This window comes from uncultured Reyranella sp. (assembly GCF_945957355.1).
Classification (GTDB): domain Bacteria; phylum Pseudomonadota; class Alphaproteobacteria; order Reyranellales; family Reyranellaceae; genus Reyranella.
This window is the reverse complement of record NZ_CAMFKM010000002.1, coordinates 88655-109831: the sequence shown is the minus strand read 5'-3', so window position 1 is coordinate 109831 and position 21177 is coordinate 88655. Positions and strand designations below refer to the sequence as shown.

18 protein-coding genes and 1 riboswitch are annotated in these 21177 nt (G+C 67.4%); of the genes, 7 read left to right on the top strand and 11 right to left on the bottom strand.

The genetic code is table 11. The features are described 5' to 3' along the window. The first annotated feature begins 60 nt into the window (after positions 1-60). Positions 61-531 carry a hypothetical protein gene (locus Q0Q48_RS03555; RefSeq protein WP_295134109.1) on the top strand — a complete coding sequence of 157 codons (471 nt, stop codon included), beginning with the start codon at positions 61-63 and terminating at the stop codon, positions 529-531. Here the strand turns inward: Q0Q48_RS03555 and rutD are convergent. The 7 genes from rutD to mnmG all read right to left on the bottom strand — a co-directional run bounded on the left by rutD (position 528) and on the right by mnmG (position 6958). Next, positions 528-1319 (bottom strand): pyrimidine utilization protein D, encoded by a 792-nt coding sequence (rutD, locus tag Q0Q48_RS03550; RefSeq protein WP_295134106.1) that lies wholly within the window; start codon positions 1317-1319, stop codon positions 528-530. The two genes, Q0Q48_RS03555 and rutD, sit on opposite strands and share 4 nt — an antisense overlap. Continuing rightward, positions 1316-1705, bottom strand: coding sequence for a pyrimidine utilization protein C (gene rutC / locus Q0Q48_RS03545; RefSeq protein ID WP_295134102.1), 390 nt, complete (start codon positions 1703-1705; stop codon positions 1316-1318). The genes rutD and rutC overlap by 4 nt, the downstream gene beginning before the upstream one ends. Beyond that, positions 1705-2454: a pyrimidine utilization protein B gene (gene rutB, locus Q0Q48_RS03540; RefSeq protein WP_295134099.1), complete on the bottom strand. Its 750-nt coding sequence runs from the start codon at positions 2452-2454 to the stop codon at positions 1705-1707. Before rutB ends, rutC begins: the two co-directional genes overlap by 1 nt. A gap of 258 nt (positions 2455-2712) precedes the next feature. Beyond that, positions 2713-3696, bottom strand: coding sequence for a ParB/RepB/Spo0J family partition protein (locus Q0Q48_RS03535; RefSeq protein WP_295134095.1), 984 nt, complete (start codon positions 3694-3696; stop codon positions 2713-2715). Continuing rightward, positions 3693-4511 carry a ParA family protein gene (locus Q0Q48_RS03530; RefSeq protein ID WP_295134091.1) on the bottom strand — a complete coding sequence of 273 codons (819 nt, stop codon included), beginning with the start codon at positions 4509-4511 and terminating at the stop codon, positions 3693-3695. Before Q0Q48_RS03530 ends, Q0Q48_RS03535 begins: the two co-directional genes overlap by 4 nt. Continuing rightward, complete coding sequence (gene rsmG, locus Q0Q48_RS03525) at positions 4450-5088, bottom strand: 16S rRNA (guanine(527)-N(7))-methyltransferase RsmG (protein ID WP_295134088.1); 639 nt, start codon at positions 5086-5088, stop codon at positions 4450-4452. Before rsmG ends, Q0Q48_RS03530 begins: the two co-directional genes overlap by 62 nt. A gap of 1 nt (position 5089) precedes the next feature. Then, complete coding sequence (gene mnmG / locus Q0Q48_RS03520) at positions 5090-6958, bottom strand: tRNA uridine-5-carboxymethylaminomethyl(34) synthesis enzyme MnmG (RefSeq protein ID WP_295134085.1); 1869 nt, start codon at positions 6956-6958, stop codon at positions 5090-5092. 115 nt (positions 6959-7073) lie between these two features. Further along, a riboswitch (cobalamin riboswitch) is annotated at positions 7074-7274 on the top strand. Positions 7275-7355: 81 nt separating this feature from the next. Here mnmG and Q0Q48_RS03515 point away from each other — a divergent pair. From Q0Q48_RS03515 to Q0Q48_RS03495, 5 genes are all read left to right on the top strand, one after another. Then, positions 7356-9284 (top strand): TonB-dependent receptor, encoded by a 1929-nt coding sequence (locus Q0Q48_RS03515; RefSeq protein ID WP_295134082.1) that lies wholly within the window; start codon positions 7356-7358, stop codon positions 9282-9284. Between the two features lie 71 nt (positions 9285-9355). After that, on the top strand, positions 9356-10138 hold the full coding sequence (locus tag Q0Q48_RS03510; RefSeq protein ID WP_295134079.1) for a carbon-nitrogen hydrolase family protein: 783 nt from the start codon (positions 9356-9358) through the stop codon (positions 10136-10138). 176 nt (positions 10139-10314) lie between these two features. Beyond that, complete coding sequence (locus tag Q0Q48_RS03505) at positions 10315-11103, top strand: ABC transporter substrate-binding protein (protein WP_295134076.1); 789 nt, start codon at positions 10315-10317, stop codon at positions 11101-11103. Continuing rightward, the gene (locus Q0Q48_RS03500; RefSeq protein WP_295134073.1) at positions 11100-12056 is read left to right on the top strand and encodes an iron ABC transporter permease; all 957 of its coding nucleotides are present in this window, start codon (positions 11100-11102) and stop codon (positions 12054-12056) included. Before Q0Q48_RS03505 ends, Q0Q48_RS03500 begins: the two co-directional genes overlap by 4 nt. After that, a complete protein-coding gene (locus Q0Q48_RS03495) occupies positions 12053-12838 on the top strand; it encodes an ABC transporter ATP-binding protein (RefSeq protein WP_295134070.1) in 786 nt (261 codons plus the stop codon). Before Q0Q48_RS03500 ends, Q0Q48_RS03495 begins: the two co-directional genes overlap by 4 nt. A 62-nt stretch (positions 12839-12900) precedes the next feature. On the opposite strand, the gene Q0Q48_RS03490 is transcribed toward Q0Q48_RS03495, so the two are convergent. The 4 genes from Q0Q48_RS03490 to Q0Q48_RS03475 all read right to left on the bottom strand — a co-directional run bounded on the left by Q0Q48_RS03490 (position 12901) and on the right by Q0Q48_RS03475 (position 18243). Next, a complete protein-coding gene (locus tag Q0Q48_RS03490; protein ID WP_295134067.1) occupies positions 12901-13812 on the bottom strand; it encodes a Ku protein in 912 nt (303 codons plus the stop codon). 4 nt (positions 13813-13816) lie between these two features. Further along, positions 13817-16447: a DNA ligase D gene (ligD, locus tag Q0Q48_RS03485; protein ID WP_295134064.1), complete on the bottom strand. Its 2631-nt coding sequence runs from the start codon at positions 16445-16447 to the stop codon at positions 13817-13819. Between the two features lie 108 nt (positions 16448-16555). Further along, positions 16556-17899 carry a tRNA uridine-5-carboxymethylaminomethyl(34) synthesis GTPase MnmE gene (gene mnmE / locus Q0Q48_RS03480; protein WP_295134061.1) on the bottom strand — a complete coding sequence of 448 codons (1344 nt, stop codon included), beginning with the start codon at positions 17897-17899 and terminating at the stop codon, positions 16556-16558. After that, entirely contained in the window at positions 17896-18243 is a 348-nt protein-coding gene (locus tag Q0Q48_RS03475) for a helix-hairpin-helix domain-containing protein (protein WP_295134058.1), read from the bottom strand. Before Q0Q48_RS03475 ends, mnmE begins: the two co-directional genes overlap by 4 nt. Before the next feature lie 115 nt (positions 18244-18358). Here Q0Q48_RS03475 and Q0Q48_RS03470 point away from each other — a divergent pair, with 115 nt between their 5' ends. Next, positions 18359-21151, top strand: coding sequence for a [protein-PII] uridylyltransferase (locus Q0Q48_RS03470; protein ID WP_295134055.1), 2793 nt, complete (start codon positions 18359-18361; stop codon positions 21149-21151). The last annotated feature ends 26 nt before the right edge of the window (positions 21152-21177 follow it).

The following is a 21177-nucleotide window of genomic DNA, read 5'->3' as shown; positions in this document are numbered from 1 at the left end:
GGCGCAACGACGAGGGGCGCGGTGCGTTCTCGACGGTCCGACCATCCGATGGAGAAAGACGTGCGGTCCCTGGGTTGCCTGCTGACAGCCTCGATCTTCCTTGCCGGATGTGCCTCCGTGCCCATGGCCGGCCCCATGGCCGATGCCGAGGGCAAGCGCTTCGATCCGCCGGCACCCGGCCAGTCCGTCCTCTACCTCTATCGAAGCTCGCTGCTGGGCTCGGAGGTGGCCTTCACCCTGGCTGACAACCAGCAGCCGATCGGCACGCTGGCCGACAAGACATGGATCCGCGTGGAGGTCGCGCCGGGGCAGCACGTGATCACCTGTAGCGCGCCCAGCTACGCACCACTCACGCAGACGCCCGCCCAGGCGGCCGTCGTAAACCTGGCACCGGGCGAAACGCGCTTCCTCGAGGTCGACGTGTGGCCGGGACTGCCGCTCAACCCGCGCTGCAAGGCGACCGAGGTATCTGCGGATCAGGGCCGCGCCGGTGTCACCGGCGGCAACCGCGCGGTCGCATCGGGCAGCTAGGTCGATCGAGACCGTCGGTCGAGGAATCCCAGCAGCAGGTCATTGAACGAAGCGGACTCGGTCACGTTCAGCCCATGGCCGCCATAGGGCGCCACGTCGAGAGTGGCGTCGGCCAGCTGCTTCGCCAGCGCCTCGGACTGGCAGCAGGGCACCAGCACATCGTCGCGCGCGGCCGACAGGAGAATGGGCAATCGCAGCGCGTCGAGATGCGGCGTCGCGTCGAAGCGCAACAGCGCCTCGATGCGGCGCAGCAGGTTGTTGCTCCCCTGGAAGCCCGCCAGCGCATGCGCGTCCTCGGCCACCATACGCTCGGCATTCGCGGCCAGCCAGGTCGCGGGATAGAGGAAGATCGGCTGGGCGCGGACGTAGGCTTCGGGCCCAGCGCCCTTCAGCAGCGCGACGCGAATCTCGAAGCAGCGCCGCGTATGGGCATCGGCCGTCGCCCAGCCATTCACGACGGTGAGCGAACGCACACGGTCGGGATGGCGCCGCGCGAGGTCGATGCCCGCGAGACCCCCCAACGCGTGACCGACGAAGTGGCAGCTCCTGGTCGACGTCGCATCGAGGATCTCCAGGACCTCGTCGGCCATGTCGGAGATCGCATAGCCCGCCGGAAGCTGGGTCGCGCGGGCGCGGCCGGTGCCGCATTGGTCGTAGGTGATGACGCGATACCGCGCCGTGAGGGCGTCGAGCTGGGGCGCCCAGTAACCGGCCGCACCGCCAAGGCCTGCGGAGAGCAGCACCGTCTCGGCATCCGGCCGCTCGCCGGCGTGAACGTCGAAGGTCACGTCTTGCCGATATGGGCGACGGTCGCGATCTCGATCAGCGCATCCTTCTTCACCAGGCCGCACTGGATGCAGTAGCGCGCCGGCTTGTCGCCGGGGAAATACTGCGCATAGACGGCGTTGATCGCGGCGTAGTGCGCCCAGTCGGTGAGGAAGATCGAGTTGAAGGTGACGTCGGCCATCGTGCCGCCGGCCGCTTCGATCACCGACTGGATCGTCTTCAGCACATGATGCGTCTGCGCCGCCGGATCGCCGACATGCACCACGTTGGCCTCGGCATCGAGCGCCAGGGTGCCGGAAACGTAGACGATGCCGTCGGCCACGACGCCGGGCGAATAGGGCGCCAGCGTCTTGCCGGTGCCGGGCGGGATCACGGGCTTCATGGGCATCACACTTGTCCTTCCGTCTCGAGGGCGGGATGAGCGTTGGACTGCAAGGCATTGCGGAACGCATCGACCGACGACACCCAGCCGAAGAAGCTCTCGATGTTGAAAAGCGATGCCTTCTGGATGTAGTCGGGCCCGGCGTGATGCGTCGCATCGTGCAGGACGATGCCGAAATATTCGAGGAAGAAACCATCGCGCAGGGTCGACTCGACGCAGACGTTGGTGGCGACGCCGGTGAAGACCAGCGAGCGGATGCCGCGGGCGCGCAGCACGCTGTCGAGGTTGGTGTTGTAGAAGGCGCTGTAGCGCGGCTTGGAAATGACGATGTCGCCCTTCTGCGGCGGCAACGCCTCGACCAGCTCATAATCCCAGCCACCCTTGGCCAGCAGCTTGCCTTGCAGTTCGGGCCTGGCGCGCATCGTCTTCATCGCGTTCGACTTGTGCCAGTTGGGCGAGCCCGGACCGCCCGCTTCGACATAGTCGGGATCCCAGCCGTTCTGGAAATAGATGACCGGGATGCCGGCAGCGCGCGCCGCCGCGGCGGCTTCGCGGATCTTCTCGATGGCCGGCGCGGCGCCCGAGATGTCGAAGCCCGCGAGATCGAGATAGCCGCCGGGCGAAGCATAGGCGTTCTGCATGTCGACGATGATCAGCGCGGTTTCCGACGGCTTGATCAGCATCGGCTCCGGCCGCGCCTCGAGCAGGCGCGCGTCGGGATCGTCGGGTGAGAAATAACTGACGGGCTTTGCCATGCTCCAAGTCTCCGGTGCCATTGGGCCGCTTCCGGAGACGCCAGCAAGAACCTGACCAGATCGGGTGGGCGCTAGGGTCTTTCCGTGTGAGATAGAGTTACGGCAACCATCCCAACAGGCACCTCACCCTGAGGCGCGAACGCAGTGAGCCTCGAAGGGTGGGCACGAGCACCGCATCTGTTGCCCATCCTTCGAGACGGCGCGCTTTGCGCGCCTCCTCAGGAAGAGGTCGGGTGATGAACTCGACTTCGAAAGGCTTTAGCGCCGCGTGAGCTTGTCGACCACCGTGTCGAGCTGGTCGAAGTCGCGAATCTCGAGCGTGAGGACGCTCTGTTCACCGAGCCCCCGCAAGGTGAGGTCGACCTTGAGCCCCAGCGCCTCCTCGAGGCGCTTCTCGAGCGCCCGCGTGTCGGCGCTCTTCGGCGCGCCGCCACTGCCGGCCGCGCCCTTGGCCCTGGCGCCGCCGGCGGCCTTGGACGGCTTCTTGGTATCACCGGCGAGGCGTTCGAGATCGCGGACCGTCAGCTTCTCGGCGACGGCGCGTTTCGCCATCGCCAGCGGGTCAGGTACACCGATCAGTGTACGGGCCTGACCTGCAGAGAGCTCGCCCTCGCGAACCATCTCCTGCACCGGCGGCGGCAGGTCGAGCAGGCGGATCGTGTTGGCGACATGCGGGCGGCTGCGGCCCATCATGCGCGCGATTTCCTCCTGTGTGTGGCTGTATTCGTCGATCAGGCGCTTGTAGCCCTGCGCCTCGTCGATTGGCGTGAGATCGGAGCGCTGCAGGTTCTCGACGAGGCCGATCTGCAGGGCATCCTGGTCGTCGATCGTGCGGATGACGACCGGCACGTCGTGCAGCTGGGCCTTCTGGGCGGCCCGCCAGCGTCGTTCGCCGGCAATGATCTCGTAGCTGTCGGCGGCGTCGCGCAGGGGGCGCACAAGGATGGGTTGCAGAAGCCCGTATTCCCTGACCGACTCGACCAGCATCTCGATGCCCTCGAAGCTGGTGCGCGGCTGCATCTTGCCGGGCTTGAGCTGGCCGATCGGCAGGGTGAGCGGCGGCAACTTGCCGGGGGAGGGCCGGAGGGTTTCCGCATCGGCCGTGGCGGCCGGGACGGGAGCCGCGGGGGACGGCGGCGGCGCAACCGGCGCGGCAGGCGTCACGGCGGAAGCGACTTCGTCGTCACCGAGCAGGGCGGAGAGACCGCGGCCGAGGCCGCGTGGCTTGGGTGGCTGGCTCATGGGCTATTTGCCTGTTCTGCGGCGAGACGCCGGCGGCGGATGAATTCGCTCGCCAGCAGGATGTAGGCCTGCGATCCGGCGCAGGCATTGTCGTAGATCAGCACGGGCATGCCGTGCGACGGCGCCTCGGCGATGCGGACGTTGCGCGGGATCGTCGTTCCGAAGACCCGTTCGCCGTAATGCGCGCGCACGTCCGCCACGACCTGTTGGCTAAGCGTCATGCGGCGGTCGACCATGGTCAGGACGACCCCGAAGATGTGCAACCTTGGGTTGAGTCTCTTGCGCACCCGGTCGATCGTATTGCCGAGCGCGCCGATTCCCTCGAGCGCCAGGAACTCTGCCTGCAGCGGAACCAGTACGGCGTCGACTGCGACCAGGGCGTTCAGGGTGACGAGGCCCAGCGAGGGCGGACAGTCGATCAGCACGATCGTCCAGCGGCGCCGGGCGTCGTTGCCGGGCGCAGCCAGCGCCTCGGCCAGCCGATGCTCTCGTCGCTCGAGATCGATCAGCTCGATCTCGGCTCCAGCAAGCTGGCCAGCTGCCGGCATGACGTCCAGACCGGGAATCTGGGTCGTCCGAACGGAGGCATCCAGCGGATTGAGACCGAGCAGGAATTCATAGGAACCAGGTGAGCGCTCATTTCTCGCTACCCCTAGACCCGTAGACGCGTTTCCCTGGGGATCAAGGTCTATCAAAAGGACCTTCTCGCCGACCGCCGCCAAGGCGGTGGCGAGATTGATCGCCGTCGTCGTCTTACCGACGCCGCCCTTCTGGTTGGCGATCGCGAAGATCTGCGGCGGCGGTGTAGGGGCCAATTCTGAGGAGGACGGCGTCACGGTCGGTTACGCTCGCAAATGCTTCCGGGGAAAAGTCCCATTTCTTCTTGGCCTCGTCCACCTCGGCCTGCCAGCCCTTACCCTTGTGGAAAAGGCAAATGGTGGTATCCATCCTGTGGCGGTCGGACCATTCGAGCAACTGGGCTAGCGGTGCCAGCGCTCTAGCCGTCACGACCTCGGCGTTGGCCGGAGGCGCCACCTCGATCCTCTTGATGACCAGCTTTGGCGGCTTTGCCAACCCCATTTTGCGGCTCGCCTCGCCCAGGAAGGCCGCTTTGCGGGCGTCGGACTCGATCATGGTGATATCGAGGTCGGGCCGCATCGCGGCGATCACCAGCCCCGGAAAGCCGCCGCCGCTGCCGAGATCGGCGAGGGTTTTGGCCTCCGCAGGGATCAGCGGTACGGCTTGGGCCGAATCGACGATGTGCCGCTTCCAGACACCATCCAGGGTGTTCCGCCCGACCAGATTGATGGCCTTCTGCCAGCGCTCCAGCGTCTCGACGAGGATTTCGAGGCGCTGGCGTGTTTCACGTGAAACATCCTGAAGGGGGTCCATCCTAGGCAGCCCGCCGACGGACATGCTTCAGCAACGCCACCAGGGCGGCCGGGGTGACCCCGGAAATACGGGCCGCCTGGCCGAGGGTGGATGGCCGGTTGGCTTCCAGCTTCTGGCGGACCTCCGTCGAGAGACTGCCAATGGCGCCATAGTCGAGGTCCGCCGGGAGGACCAAGGCCTCGTCGCGCCGGTAGGCGGCAATGTCGCCCCGCTGGCGGGAGAGGTATCCCTCGTAACGGGAATCGATCGTGAGTTGCTCGGCGACCTCGGCCGACACCGTTCCGAGTTCGGGCCACAGGCCGACCAGCCGGCTCCAGTCGATCTCGGGATAGGCCAGCAGATCGAGGGCCGACCGGGCGACGCCATCCTGGTTGATGGCGATGCCGCGCTTGGCCAAGGCCGAGGGGCTGATCTTGAGGCCGGCGGCGAGGGAACGGGCCGCGTCCAGCGCCTGATGTTTCACGTGAAACATCGCCGCCCGGTCACGCCCGACACAGCCGATCTCGAGGCCGCGCGGTGTCAGGCGCTGGTCGGCGTTGTCCGCCCGAAGCCAGAGGCGATACTCCGCGCGCGAGGTGAACATCCGATAGGGTTCGGTCACGCCGAGCGACACCAGGTCGTCGATCAGCACCCCGAGATAACCATCCGCGCGATCGACAATGAAAGGCTTCGCCAGCACCGCATTCAATCCCGCCATCAATCCTTGGGCGGCGGCTTCCTCGTAACCGGTGGTCCCATTGATCTGGCCGGCCATGTAGAGGCCCGGGACACGCCGGGTTTCCAGGGTCGCCTGCAACTCGCGCGGATCGATATGGTCGTACTCGATGGCGTAGCCCGGCCGCAGCATCTCTGTCCGCTCCAGACCCGGAATGGTCCGGAGCATGGCGAGCTGGACGTCCTTCGGCAGCGAGGTCGAGATGCCGTTGGGATAGACGGTGAAATCGTCCAGCCCTTCGGGCTCCAGGAAGATCTGGTGGCGATCGCGCTGGCCGAACCGCACGACCTTGTCCTCGATCGAGGGGCAGTAGCGCGGCCCGACACTCTCGATCTGGCCGGAATACATCGGTGCCCGATGGAGATTGGCGCGGATGATCTCGTGCGTCGCGGGGGTGGTCGTCGTGATGTGGCAGGGGACCTGCGGCGTCGCAATCCGATCGGTCAGGTACGAAAACGGCCGCGGCGGGTCGTCGCCGTCCTGCTGCTCCAGCGCACCATAGTCGATCGTGCGGCCGTCCAGGCGCGCCGGCGTTCCGGTCTTCAGTCGTCCGAGCTTGAAGCCCAGCCGGTTCAATGTCTGCGCAAGCGCCGTGGACGGCTCCTCGACACCGTCGCCACGCACGCGCCCGGCCGGGATCTTGGTCTCGCCCATATGGATCAGGCCGCGCAGGAAGGTGCCCGTCGTCAGGATGACGCGCCCGGCACCGATCTCGACTCCGGACTCAGTGACCACGCCAGCACACGCACCGCGTGTATCCAAAATGATATCCGCAACCGCTTCGGCGCGAATTTCCAGATTGGCCTGTTCGGCCAGCAAAGCCTGGACCGCCTGCCGGTACAGTTTGCGATCGGCCTGGGCGCGCGGCCCGCGCACCGCCGGCCCCTTGGACAGGTTGAGCGTCCGGAACTGGATGCCGCCGCGATCGATGGCCCGCCCCATGATCCCGTCCAGCGCATCGATCTCGCGGACGAGGTGGCCCTTGCCCAATCCGCCGATCGCCGGGTTGCACGACATCTCGCCGATCGTCTCGATGCGGTGCGTTAGAAGCAGGGTGCGTGCACCAAGACGTGCCGACGCGGACGCGGCTTCACAGCCGGCATGGCCGCCACCGACCACGATCACGTCATATGAAGAGGCCTGCATGCCCGGCATTTACGCCTCCGGTCCCCGCCGGTCGAGTCCACTCCGCCCTGGCGTGCCCGCCGCCGGGCCCGCGTGTCGCACGCCTCAGGATCGCCAAATTCTTGACGGCGGCCGTCACCTTGCCTAACGAGTGTGCATCGACGGTCCTCCTTAACCGGAGGCTAACAGGGAATGCCGTGCCGCTCCTCGGAGCCAATCGGCAGCTGTACCCGCAGCTGTAAGCGGCGAGCGACTGCCCAAGAGTCACTGGACCTCCAGGTCTGGGAAGACGAGCAGAAGCGACGACCCGCGAGCCAGAAGACCTGCCGGCGATAGCGTCGCTCTTCCGATGGACGGGACAATCCAACGGGACGGTCAACCGAGCGGTGACGCGCCTTACGCGTGTTCTGTCTTGGGAGATCCGTCGATGACGCCGATCCGTCGAATTCTGTCTGTCCTTCCTCTTCTGTCGCCTCTCGTCGTGCCCCTGGCGGCACAGGCTCAAACCGAACCGGACGCCATGATGCCGACGACGGTCGTGACGGCCGATCGTTTCCCGACCGATCCGAACAAGGTCACGGCCAGCTACACCGTCGTCATGCAGGAAGAGATGCAGCGCCGGCAGCTTCGCAATGCCGCCGAGGTGCTGAAGACCATCCCCGGCGTCTCCGTGCAGCAGTCCGGCGGCGTCGGCACGCAAACCTCGGTCTTCGTGCGCGGCTCCAATGCCAACCACGTGCTGGTGCTGATCGACGGCGTCAACGTCAGCGATCCCTCCAGCGGCAACGGCGCTGTCGACTTCGGCAACTTCCTCACCGAGAACCTCGACCGCATCGAAGTCGTGCGCGGCCCCATGAGCACGATGTACGGCAGCCAGGCGATGGGCGGCGTCATCAACATGGTCACCAAGGCCGGCAAGGGGCCGATGAACGGCGCCGCCTTCACCGAACTCGGCACGCGGCTGACGAGCAACAGCGGCGCCTACGTGCGCGGTAGCGAAGGTAAATTCAATTACAACCTGACGGTCGCCGGCACCTTCAGCCCGAACGATACGCCGGTGCCGGCACGGTTCACGCCGAACGGCGGCTTCGTCGACATCGATCCCTATCGCAACATCACGCTCGCGGCGCGCCTCGGCTACGAGATCAACGAGAACACCCAGTTCAACTGGTACGGCCGCTATATCGACGCCAAGGTGAATTACGACCAGGTCGGGCAGGAAGATCCCAACGCCAACACCTACACGTCGCAGTTCTACACGCGCGGCGAAATCGAAGGCTCGTACTTCGACGGCCGCTGGAAGCCCGTCGTCGGCGTCAACTACAGCACGATCACACGGCACGATCTCGATTATGCCAGCCCGCAGGTCCCGTTCCCCTTCAACACCGACAGCTGGTTCAACGGGCGCCGCCTGCAGGCCGATTTCAAGAACCTGGTGAAAGTCATCGACCAGATCGAGGTCATCGGCGGCATCGACTACGACCGCCAATGGTCGTACACGAACACCATCGGCCCCTTCACGCCCTTTACCCAGTCCTGGGGAACGATGTCCCAGACCGGCATCTACGGCCAGCTCCGCCTCAACCCGTTCGAGGGCTTCAACCTGAATGTCGGCGGTCGTGTCGACATGAACGACATGTTCGGCACCGTCGGCACCTGGCGGGCCGGCGCGTCCTACCTGTGGGCGCCGACGGACACCAAGATCAAGGCGTCGTACGGCACGGCCTTCAAGGCACCGGCGCTGATCGAGATGTTCGGTCCCGGGCCGTTCTGCGGCGGCAATCCCAACCTGCAGCCCGAGTACATGCGCGGCTACGAGGTGGGCGTGGAGCAGGGAATCTTCGACCGCAAGGTGAAGGCTGGCATCACCTACTTCTTCAACACCTACTCGAACCTCATCCAGTGCGCGCCGCCGACCTTCGCCCTGATGCAGAACGTCGCCAATGCCCAGACCGAAGGCTTCGAGATGACTCTGCAGATCAGCCCGGTGAAGTGGTTCGATCTGTACTTCGATTACACGCACCTCATCGCGCGTAACGTCGACGCCAACCAGCCGCTGGTGCGCCGCCCCGGCGATACCTTCAACATCCGCGCCGAGGTGCGGCCCTGGGAGAACACCCTGTTCGGCGTCGGCCTGCTGCAGGTCAACAGCCGCACCGACATCAACGCCACCACCGGCGCACTCATGACCCCGGCACCCTATACGCTGGTCCGCATCACGGCCCAGTACGACGTCATCCCGTCGGTCCAGCTCTTCGCCCGCGCCGAGAACGTCCTCGACCGGGTGTATGAGGAGCCGGAAGGCTACCAGGCACCGTACTTCCAGGCGTTCTTCGGCGTGAAGGCCCGGTTCTGACCGGCACGACCCGCCTGCGTCACCGGCGAAACTTGCTGCAAGTCTTCGCCGGTGGCTTAGCTTTCGCTACCGTGACCCCAGCGATTGCCGCCTCGACTTCAACGATTGCCCTGCTCCATCTCGCCCCCCGACCCGGGGAGATCGAGATGAACAGAACCGCCCTCGAGCACGCCGTGCGCCGGGCCGCGGCAAACGGCGCCCGGCTGATCGTGACCCCGGAACTCGCCGTGAGCGGCTACGGCTTCCGCGACCTCGTCGGCACCGACTGGATAGGACGCGGGCAACCCGCGCTGTTCGCCTGGGCCGGCGGACTCGCGCGGGAGACCGGAGCGTCGCTGGTGCTCGGCACCCCGGAAGCCGCACCCGAGAAGGACGCGCTGTTCAACAGCATGATCCTGTTCGCGATGGACGGATCGGTGGCCGGACGGCACCGCAAGGTGAACGCTCTCCGGATGGGTTCGGAATCCTGGTCGACGCCGGGCGACCGTCCCTCGGTCCTGGCGGTCGACGGTATCGGCCGCATCGGCTTCTTCGTCTGCGCCGACCTGTATTCGGCCCGCCTGGTCGACGAGACCGCCGCCCAGGGCGTCGACCTGCTCCTGTCGTCGGCTGCCTGGGCGCCGGGCCATCACGGACCCAATGGTGAATGGGAACGCGCCTCCGCGACGACCGGCCGGCCCGTCCTCGTCTGCAATCGCACCGGCAAGGACGTGCTCGACTTCGACGCGGCCCAGTCGGTCGCCGCCGTCGACGGCGCGCTCGTCTTCTCCCACGCCTCGCCCGAGCCGAGTATCGCGCTCGTCGATTGGACCGCTGCTACACGCCACCTCACCAACTGGCGCGTTGTAAAATGATGCCAATCGAAAAAGCCCCGTCGTCTCGACCGGAGCATCGAAGGTGCGGAGCGGAGAGACCTTCTCTCCACCAAAAGCCGGCAAATCGTAGAGAGAAGGTCTCTCCACTCCGCACTGCGCGCTCCGGTCGAGACGACGGATTCTTTCAGAAACTTGTCCGCGCCTTCACGTGCCTCATGCTGCCGCTCGCGGCTGTCCCGGCGGCGGCGCAGGCACCGCAGCGCGTCGTGACGCTCAATCTCTGTCTCGACCAGATGGCGCTGCGCCTCGCGGCACCGGATCAGCTCGTCGGTGTGAGCTACCTGTCGCAGGATCCGCGCCTCTCGGTGCTGGCCGACCGCGCCGCTGCCCTCCCGCCGGTGCGCGACTCCGTCGAATCGATCCTGATCCTGCGGCCCGACCTCGTGATCCTCGGCCAGGGCTCTCATGGCCGACTGAAGCGCTTGCTGCGCGACGCCGGGGTGCGCGTGCTCGAGCTGCCGTGGGCCACCTCGATCGGGGAGGCCGAGACGGTCATCGAGCAGATGGCGGCGGCGCTCGGCCGCGAAGACGTCGGCCGGAACCTGATCGCCGGCATGCGGGAGCAGCGCCGCCTGCTCACCTGGACGGGCGCGCCTCGCGGCACGGCCGTCTATCTCGAGGCCAATCGCGGCACCTCGGGGAAGGGCAGCCTGATGGACGAGCTGCTGCGGCTCTCGGGCTATCGCAACCTCGCCGCCGATCTCGGCATCGGCTCCTTCGGCCGCGTGTCGCTGGAAACCGTCCTCGCGGGCCGGCCCGATCTGCTGGTGCTCGACGGAACCGCCAATGACAACCCGGCGCGCGCCACCGAGTTCGTCGGCCATCACGCTCTCCTCGCCCTGGCAGGCCAGTCGAAGCTTGCCTCGGTGCCAACGAAATATTCGATCTGTGCCGGACCGGACAATTTCGAGACGATGCGGCGCCTCGCGGAGGCGGGGCGATGAACCGCTGGCTCCTGCTGCTGGTCGCGGCACTCTATCTCCTGTCGCTGGCGGTCGGTCCGGCCTGGTGGCCGTGGCGGCTGGGTAACGAGGTCGGCTGGACCATCGTCTGGGAACTGCGCGTGCCGCGCGCGACCCTGGGCCTGCTGATCGGTAGTGTGCTGGGCCTTAGCGGCGCGGTTCTGCAGGGCTGGCTGCGCAATCCGCTGGCCGAGCCCGGCGTGATCGGCGTGTCGGCCTGCGCGGGCTTTGCCGCCGTGTGCGCCTTCTACAGCGGTCTCGCCGCGGTCTTCGTGCTGGCCCTGCCGCTGGCAGGCATCGCCGGCGCCGCGATCGCCGTCGCCCTGCTGATGGGCGCGGTGCGCTCGGGCACCGGAACCGTCTCGCTGCTGCTGATGGGCGTGGCAGTCAACGCCATCGCCGCGGCACTGATCTCGCTGGTGCTCGCGCTGTCGCCCAATCCCTTCGCCTACCAGGAGATTTCGCTCTGGCTGGCCGGCTCGATCGTCGATCGCGACCTGCGCTACCTCGCCATCGCGGCGCCCTTCATGATCCTGGGCGCCGTCATCGTGCTGGGCGCCGGCCGCTGGCTCGACGCCCTGTCCCTGGGCGAGGACACGGCGCGCAGCCTCGGCGCCGACACGAGATCACTCGGCCTCAGGCTCACCCTCGGCGTCGGCTTGATGGTGGGTGCGGCCACCTCGGTCGCAGGCGTCATCGGCTTCGTCGGCCTGATCGCGCCGCATCTCATCCGCGCCCGCGTCGGCTTCCGTCCCGGCGGCACGCTGGTCCCGTCGATGCTGGTCGGGGCCGCCCTGGTTCTGGGCGCCGACATCGTCGTGCGCCTGCTGCCGACGGCGTCCGAACTTCAGCTTGGTGTCTTCACCTCGCTGGTCGGCGCGCCGTTCCTGGTGCGCGCGGTGCGCAAGGCGCACGCCGCCTGGCTCGCCACATGAACGAGATCGCCATTGCCGTCCGCGGGCTCGTGAGCCGCCGCGACCATGCGACGGTCCTCGACGGCATCGATCTCGCCTTCAAGGCCGGTGAGGTCACCGCGATCGTCGGGCCCAACGGTGCGGGCAAGACCACCCTGCTGCGCCATCTCGCGGGTCTCGATGCGCCGGCCGCCGGGCAGGTCGAATTGCGCGGCCAGCCCCTGGCTTCGCTCGGTTCCGCCGTCCGCGCCTGGAGCATCGCCTATCTGCCGCAAGCCGCCTCTGCCTATTGGCCGTTGCGCGCGCGTGACCTGGTGGCGCTCGGCCGCCTGCCGCACGGCGCCGATCTCAGTCGGCCGATGAAGGCCCCGGATGAGGAAGCCGTGCAGCGCGCGCTCGGGCGCGTCGACGGGCTGCGCCTGGCCGGCCGTGCCATCGACACGCTGTCGCAAGGCGAGCGGGCGCGCCTGATGATGGCCCGGGCGCTCGCCACCGAAGCGCCGATCTTCCTGGCCGACGAACCGGTCGCCAGCCTCGACCCGGCCTATGCGCTGGAGACCATGACGATCCTGCGTGCCGAAGCGGCCCGCGGCGCCTGCGTGATCGTGGTGCTGCACGATCTCGGCCTGGCAGCCCGCTTCGCCGACAGGATCGTCGTGCTGGCCGACAACAAGGTCGCCGCCGACGGTCCGCCCGATGTTGCCCTCAGCGCTGGCGTGATCGACACGGCCTACGGCGTCACCTTCCGCCACATCACGGTCGACGGTGTGCTCCAGCCCGTGGCCTGGGAGCGACAAGAGTAGCCATGGAGCGCGCCACTCCAGTGGCGCTCATGGGTTGTCGACAGAGTATGAGCGCCACTGCCTCAGGCCGCGCGTTTGCGTGACACAGCCTTGCGGCGGGTCTTCGTCTTGGCTTTTGCCTTCGGCTTCGCCTTGCTTCGCCCATGCGCTTCGAGAAAGCGGTCGGCCTTGTCGCGCGAGGGACCGCCACCACCCTTGAGGCTCTTCTTCAACGCCTCCATGAGATCGACGACCTTCTCCTCGTCCTGCTCCGGCGCTTCGGAGACAACAGGCTGTCCCTTCTTCTTCTTGGCAATCAGCTCACGCAGCGCATCCTCGTAGCGATCGTTGAAGCGCGTCGGATCGAACTTGGCGTCCTGCTGCTCGATGATCTTCTCGGCGATCTGCAGCATCTGCGCGTTCGGCCTGGGCAGGCTGCGGTCGAACACTTCCGACGTGGCGCGTATCTCGTCGTGCGTGCGCAGGGTGGTGAGCAGGATGCCCGCGTCGCGCGGCTCCAGCGCGCAGATGCGCTCGCGCTGGTGCATGACGACGCGACCCAGCGCGACTTTCTTCCGCTTCTCCATGGCGGCGCGGATCACCGCGAAAGCCTCGATGCCGGTCTTGCCCGACGGGGCGAGATAATAGGGCTCGTCCCAGTAGATGCGATCGATCCCGGCGGCGTCGACGAATTCCTCGATATCGAGGATGCGCGTCGATTCCAGCCGCACCGCATCGAGTTCTTCCTTCTCGAGCAGCACGTACTTGTTCTTCGAGACGGCGAAGCCCCTGACCAGATCGGCGCGATCCACCGGCTTGCCGGTGCCGGCATCCACCGTCTGCATGCGGATGCGGTTGTTGGTCTTGGGATTGATCATGTTGAAATGGATATCGGCGGTACGCTCGGTCGCCGTGTAGAGCGCGACCGGACAAGTCACCAGCGACAGGCGCAGATGACCCTCCCAGGTCGGTCGCATTGCTTTCTTCCTGGCCATGTCGCTACTCCGACTTCACGAGCTTCTCGATGGCGGCGCGCAGCGGACGCGCGGACTTCGCGTATTGCTTCCACGGCTTGTTGCGCTTCAGCAAAGCCGGTGCCGTGCGCACCGTGTACTTCATCGGATCGAGACCCTTCTTCACCTGGGTCCATTCGATCGGCATCGACACGGTGGCGCCGGGACGCGCACGCGACGAGAGGGGCGCGACCGCCGTCGAAGTGCGGTCGTTGCGCAGATAGTCGAGGAAGATGCGGCCGGACCGTTCCTTCTTCGCCATGTTGATCACGTAGAGGTCGGGCTCGTCCTCGGCGACCCTCCGGCAAATCTCCTTGGCGAAGGTCTTGGCCGTGTCCCAGTCCGGACTCTTCCTGTCGTCCGTCAGCGGCACCACGACATGCAAGCCCTTGCCGCCCGTCGTCTTGCAGAAAGGCACCAGGCCGAGCTTGCGCAGGCGCGCGGCGATCTCGCGCGCCCCGGCGATCACCGCGTCGAAGGCCACGTCCGGGGCCGGGTCGAGATCGAAGACCAGCCGCCCGGGCAGTTCGGGATTCCCGGGCTGGCAGTTCCACGGATGCAGCTCCGTCGCACCCATCTGCGCCACCGCCGCGAGGCCCTCGACCCGGTCGATCTGCAGATAGGGCTTCTTGTCGCCGCTGACCTTCACTTCGGAAAGAAGGTGTGACGAGCCGGGCATTGCATGGCGCTGGAAGAAGTGCTGCTTGCCGCCGATCCCGTCGGGCGTGCGCACGATGGAGCAGGGGCGGCCCGCGATGTGATCGATCATCCAATCGCCCACCGCCTCGTAGTACTGCGCCAGCTCGATCTTGGTGACCGGCGGCTTCTCGTCGGGCCACAGTGGCTTGTCGGGATGAGAGATCGACACGCCCATCACGATCGCCGGCCCCGAAGGTGCGGGGGCAGCCGCCTTGACCTTCCGCGTCTTCCGGGGCGTGGGCTTCGCCATCTCGACCTTCTCCGGCTTTGCGGCGACCTCGGCCTCGACCTCGTCGGCCGGCTTGTCGCCGCGCAGTCCCTTGAAGGCAGCCTGACGCACGTTGCCCGCGCCGGTCCAGCCCGCGAACTCGATCTCGGCCACCAGCTCGGGCCGGGCCCAATGCATGTTCGCTTCCTTGGGCGGGCTGGCGCCGGCGGCAAACGGGCTGGTCTTGCTTTCGACCTCCCGCAGCTTCGGGACAAGGGAGCGCATCACGGACTCGCCAAAGCCGGTGCCGACGCGGCCGACATAGACGAGCTTGCGGCTCTTGCCGTCGCCGCGATGGACACCCGCCAGCAGCGAGCGCAGGCGGCGGCCTTCGCTGGTCCAGCCGCCGATGATCACCTCGTGCCCGGCTCGGCACTTGGCCTTGGTCCAGCTGCCGTTGCGCCCCGACTTGTAGGGCGCAGCCAGCTCCTTGGACACGATGCCTTCCAGGTGCATGCGACAGGCCGATTGCAGAACAGCATCGCCCGCCGTCTCGAAGTGATCGACGTAGCGCAGGCTGCCATTCTCCGGCAGGTCGCCGAGCAATGCCTTGAGACGCTCCTTGCGCTCCGAGAGGGGCAGCGGACGCAGATCCTCGCCCTCCAGGAACAGCAGATCGAAGACGAAGAAGATCAGCTTCTTCGATTGACCTTCCGACAGCGCCGCCTGCAGCGCCGCGAAGTCCGGCGCACCGTGCCTGTCGAGCGCCACTGCCTCGCCGTCGAGGATGCAGTCCGGCAGCTTGTCCGCCTGCCTGGCGATCGCCGCGAACTTCTCCGTCCAGTCGAGGCCCTTGCGCGTACGCAGGCGGGCCTCGCCCTCCTCGACACGAAGTTGCAGGCGATAGCCGTCGAACTTCACCTCGTGCGCCCAACCTTCGGCCGCCGGCGCGCGCTCCACCAGCCTGGCAAGCTGCGGCTCGACGAACTTCGGCATCGCCGCGATCTTCTTCGCCCTGGCTTTGCCCTTCCGGGGCACGGCATCGTCGCCGCCATCCTTCCTGTTGCTTTGCCAGACCGCGCCGGCGCTGCGCTTCCTGCCCGTCATGAACGGCTTGGGCGCCTTGCCGGTGCCCAGCGCAATCTCTTTCAACGTGCGGCCCGAGGCGATCGACTTGGGGTCCTTCAGGATCCTGTCGTCGTCGCCTTCGTGCGCCGCGGCATCGCGATGCTTGATCAGCAGCCAGTTCGTGCGCTTGCCGCCCTTACGGTCCCACTTCATGCGAACCAGAACCCAGCTTCCCTCCAGCCGCTCGCCCACCAGGGTGAACTTGAGGTCGCCGCGCTTCAGCCCGTCATGCGGATCGCCCTCGGGAATCCAGTAGCCGCGATCCCAGAGCTGGACCGTTCCACCGCCATACTGGCCCTCGGGAATGGTGCCTTCGAAGTCGCCATAGTCGAGCGGGTGATCCTCGACTTCGACCGCCAGGCGCTTGACCGTCGGATCGAGCGAGGGGCCCTTGGTCACGGCCCACGACTTGAACGTGCCATCGAGCTCGAGGCGGAAATCGTAATGCAGCCGCGTAGCGTCGTGGCGCTGGATCACAAACCGCAATTGCTTCGATTTGGGGACGGACGCCTTGCCCGACGGCTCCTCCGTCAGGCTGAAGTCGCGCTTGGCGCGATAGGGAGCGAGACTGTCCTTCCGCATGACTCACCACTGGGGCGTGGGTACCGGGTCGCTGCACCATACGCCTGCTCGATTTCGCGAACTATGCCGGGACCTGAACGTCTCCTGCCGGGAGTCGTTCCGGTGTCTTCACTTCCCGATGCAGAAGTCGCGGAAGATCACGTCGAGGAGTTCGTCCAGCCGCACCGTCCCGGTGATGCGGCCGATGGCGCGCATCGCCAGGCGAAGGTCTTCGGCAGCCAGCGCGACCTCGGGCGCATGGAGCGCCCGCGCCAATGCCTCCTGGCATTCCATCAACGCCTCGCGATGGCGCGCGCGCGTGAGGGGCGGCGCCCCGGCACCTTCCTGCATCGCAGCCTCCGCGGAGGCTTCCAGACGCACCAGCAATCCGGCCAGGCCAATGCCTCCCCTGGTCGACAGGGGGACGATCCCGGGATCGTCGACCGGCACGAGATCCGTCTTGTTCACCACCACGATGTCGCGCGTCGCATCCCAGCGTTCGGTCGTGTCGATGATCGCTTTCATGCTGGCGCGCCAGTCGCCGGAAGCATCGACCACCAGCATGCGAAGATCGGCGGCGTCCGCCCGCGCTCGTGCGCGCCGAACACCTTCCTGCTCGATCGCATCGCCCGACTCGCGCAGGCCCGCTGTGTCGGCCAGCACCACGGGCCAGCCGCCGAGATCGAGATGCACCTCGATCACGTCGCGCGTCGTGCCGGCGGTCTCCGAGACGATCGCCGCCTCGCGGCGCGCCACGAGATTGAGCAGCGAGGATTTGCCGGCATTGGGCGGGCCGATGATCGCGATGGAAAGCCCGTCCCGCAGCCTCTCGCCGCGGCGGTCTTCCAGATGGCCGGCGATCTCGCCTTGCAGGCCCGCAACGGCGATACGAACCTCGTCCGCAAGCCCGTCCGGCAGATCCTCGTCGGGAAAGTCGATGGCCGCCTCGAGATGGGCGAGCGCACGCAGGCCCTTGGCCCGCCAGTCCTCGTAGAGCCGGTGCAAGGCGCCGTCCATCTGCTGCAGTGCCTGCCGGCGCTGTGCCGCCGTCTCGGCCGCGACCAGATCGGCGATGCCCTCCGCCTCGGTGAGGTCGAGCTTGCCGTGCTCGAAGGCGCGGCGCGTGAACTCGCCGGGCTCGGCCATGCGACAGAATCCGAGATGGGCGAGCGCATCCAGCGCCGCCCCCACGACGGCGCGGCCGCCATGGAGATGCAGCTCGGCCATCGGCTCACCGGTCTCGGTGTTCGGCGCGGCGAACCAGGCGACCAGCGCCTTGTCGAAGACCTCGCCGGTCGAAGGATCGCGAAGGGCGCGCAGGACCATCCGCCGGGGTTCCGGCAGGGGCCGCCGCGTGAGCTGCTCCACCGCCTCGCCTGCCCGCGGGCCGCTCAGCCGGACGACCGCGAGCGCGCCGGGATGGGCCCGCGTGGGCGTGGGCGTGCCCAGCGCATAGATCGTAGGGTCCGTCACGTCCGCTTGGGCGCCGGTTGAGCCGGACGCGGCGCGGGAGCGGCCGGCACGGGGCGCGCCATCACCTTGTCGGCGATCTTCTCGTACAGCGCTTCGGGGATCAGGCGCCGCTCGACCAGCTCGGTCTTCGCCTTGAAGGGCCGGGCCCGGATGATCGCGTCGGCCCGCACCTCGCCGATCCCGTCGAGCGACATGAGATCGTCGCGACTGGCGCTGTTGAGGTCGATCAGGCCGGAGGCGGGCGCCGACGGCGCCGGAGGAGGGGCAGGGCGCGTACCCTGGGCCAGAACCGGGCCAGCGCCGCACAGGATCGCGAGAGCTGCGAGCAGGACTTTGAACGACATGGCGCGAGTATCGCACGAAATCGCTGGCGGCCGGGACCCGCGCATCCGCCGGGAGAGCGAAGGGCCGTTCAGGGGCCTACTTTAGGCCACCCGCACCCTGTAGTATCCGCCCGCCATGGCCCAACCCTACGACGAGATTCCGGACCGCCGCGCCATCGTGCGCCGCCGCACCCTCGAGGAGGCCCTCGCCCACCTGGTCGAGGACCTGCCCGACGGCGGCGAGCCGCCGCGCCCGCCCGTCCTGGCCCTGCTGCGCGATGCGCTGGCCAAGGGCCGGGCCGAAATCCGCCGCCGCTTCGAGGAGCCGGGCCCGCTCAAGAATGACGGGCCGGCGGTCCTGATCGCGACCTCCTACCTGATGGACCAGATCATCCGGGTCCTGTTCGACTTCGCCGACCAGCACGCCTATCCGGCCGCCAATCCCAGCGCCGCCGAGCGGCTGGGTGTGGTGGCGACCGGCGGCTACGGCCGCGGCGAGCTGGCGCCGCTTTCCGACATCGATCTGCTGTTCCTGCGTCCCTACAAGCAGACACCGCGCGGCGAGCAGATCGTCGAGTTCATGCTCTATCTCCTGTGGGACCTGGGCCTCAAGGTCGGCCACGCGACCCGCACCGTCGACGAAAGCCTGCGCTACGCCGAGCGCGACCAGACGATCCGCACCGCCCTGCTGGAGGCCCGCTATCTTTGGGGCGACCGCGCGCTGTTCGACGAGCTGCAGCGCGGTTTCGCGCAGAAGTTCTACGTCGGCGACGGCCGCGACTTCGTCGACGCCAAGCTGGTGGAGCGCGACCAGCGCCACCAGCGCATGGGCGATTCGCGCTATGTGGTCGAGCCCAACGTCAAGGAAGGCAAGGGCGGGCTGCGCGACCTGCACCTGCTGTTCTGGATCGCCAAGTATCTCTACCGCGTAAGCGAACCGGGCGAACTGGTCGCCAAGGGCGTGCTCACGCGCGAGGAGGCGCGGCATTTCGAGCGGGCGGAACGCTTCCTCTCCACCGTGCGCTGCCACATCCACTACCTGACCGGCCGCGCCGACGATCGCCTGTCGTTCGATCTCCAGCGCGAGATCGCGGCGCGCCTGGGCTACCAGGACCGGCCGGGCAGCCGCGGCGTCGAGCGCTTCACCAAGCACTACTATCTCCACGCCAAGACGGTGGGCGACCTGACGCGCATCTTCGTGGCGGCTCTCGAGGACAGCCGTCGCCGCAAACCCAAGCTCGCCGCGCTATGGCAGAGCCTGCGGCCGCGCGAGCTCGAAGGCTTCCGCCTGGACGGTGAGCGCCTGGCCGTCGCCTCGCCCGACGCCTTCACCAAGGATCCCGTGGCGATCCTGCGCCTGTTCCATGTGGCGCAGGAGAACGATCTCGACATCCATCCCGCGACTCTGCGGCTGATCACGCAGAACATCCGGCTGGTCGACAGGCTTCGCAACGATCCGGAAGCCAACCGTCTCTTCATGGAGATGCTGACGTCGCGCCACGACCCGGAGACGACGTTGCGGCGCCTCAACGAGGCCGGCGTGTTCGGCCGCTTCGTGCCCGATTTCGGCAGGGTCGTCGCGCAGACGCAGCATGACATGTACCACACGTACACGGTCGACGAGCACACGATCCGCGCCATCGGCATCCTGTCGAAGATCGAATCGGGTGCGCTCAAGGAAGACCACCCGATGTCGGCCGACGTGGTGCACAAGGTCGTGTCCCGCCCGGTGCTCTACCTCGCGGTGCTGCTGCATGACATCGCCAAGGGACGCGGCGGCGATCATTCCGTGCTGGGCGCCGACGTGGCGATGCAGCTCGGACCTCGCCTCGGCCTCAGCGCCGCCGAGACCGAAACGGTGGCCTGGCTCGTGCGCTATCACCTCGCCATGTCGGGCACCTCGTTCCAGCGCGACCTGATGGACCCCAAGACCATCGAAACCTTTGCGGCACTCGTCCAGTCGCCCGAGCGCCTGCGCCTGCTGCTGGTCCTGACGGTCTGCGATATCCGCGCGGTGGGCCCGAACGTCTGGAACAACTGGAAGGCCGCCCTGCTGCGCCAGCTCTACAATGCGACGGAGCAGGTCCTGTCTGGCGGCACGCTGGGCGGCGGCCGCGCCGAGCGCATCAAGCAGATCCAGGCCGAGGTCGCCAGGCGCCTGCCGGGCTGGAGCGAGGCCGACAAGGAAGCGCATTTTGCGCGCGGCTACGCTTCCTACTGGCTGTCCTTTCCCGTCGAAACGCTGGTCCGGCAGGCCGAACTGGTGCGTGGCGCCGAAAGGGCCAAACAGCCGCTCGCCATCGAGCACCGGGTCGACGACGAGCGTTCGGTGACCGAGGTCACGATCTACACGCTCGACACGCACGGCCTGTTCGCCCGCCTCGCCGGCGCCATGGCGATCAGCGGCGCCAACATCGTCGACGCCAAGATCTTCACCCTGGCCAACGGTATGGCGCTCGACACGTTCTGGATCCAGGACCTCGAGGGCAAGCCGTTCGACGGGCCGCAGCGGCTGGCGCGGCTGGCCGCCCGGGTCGAGCTTTCGCTCTCCAACCGCCTCGACATCCAGCGCGAACTCGACAGCCAGCGGGCGTCATGGCCCAAGCGCGACCGCGTCTTCACCGTCGAGCCGCGGGTGCTGATCGACAACAACGCGTCCGACGCCTTCACCGTGATCGAGGTCAACGGCCGCGACCGGCCAGGCTTCCTGCACGTCGTCACACGCGCACTCACGCGCCTCAACCTGCAGATCGCCACCGCCCACGTCACGACCTACGGCGAGCGCGCGGTCGACGTCTTCTACGTCAAGGACCTGTTCGGCCTGAAGGTCGTGAACACCGACAAGCTGAAGCAGATCTCGACCACCGTCGAAGCCGCCATCCGCGACTTCGACTCCCGCTTCGATCCGGTGGCGAAGGCGGCGGAATAGCGCTGGGAGCGCGCGCCCAGCGACCG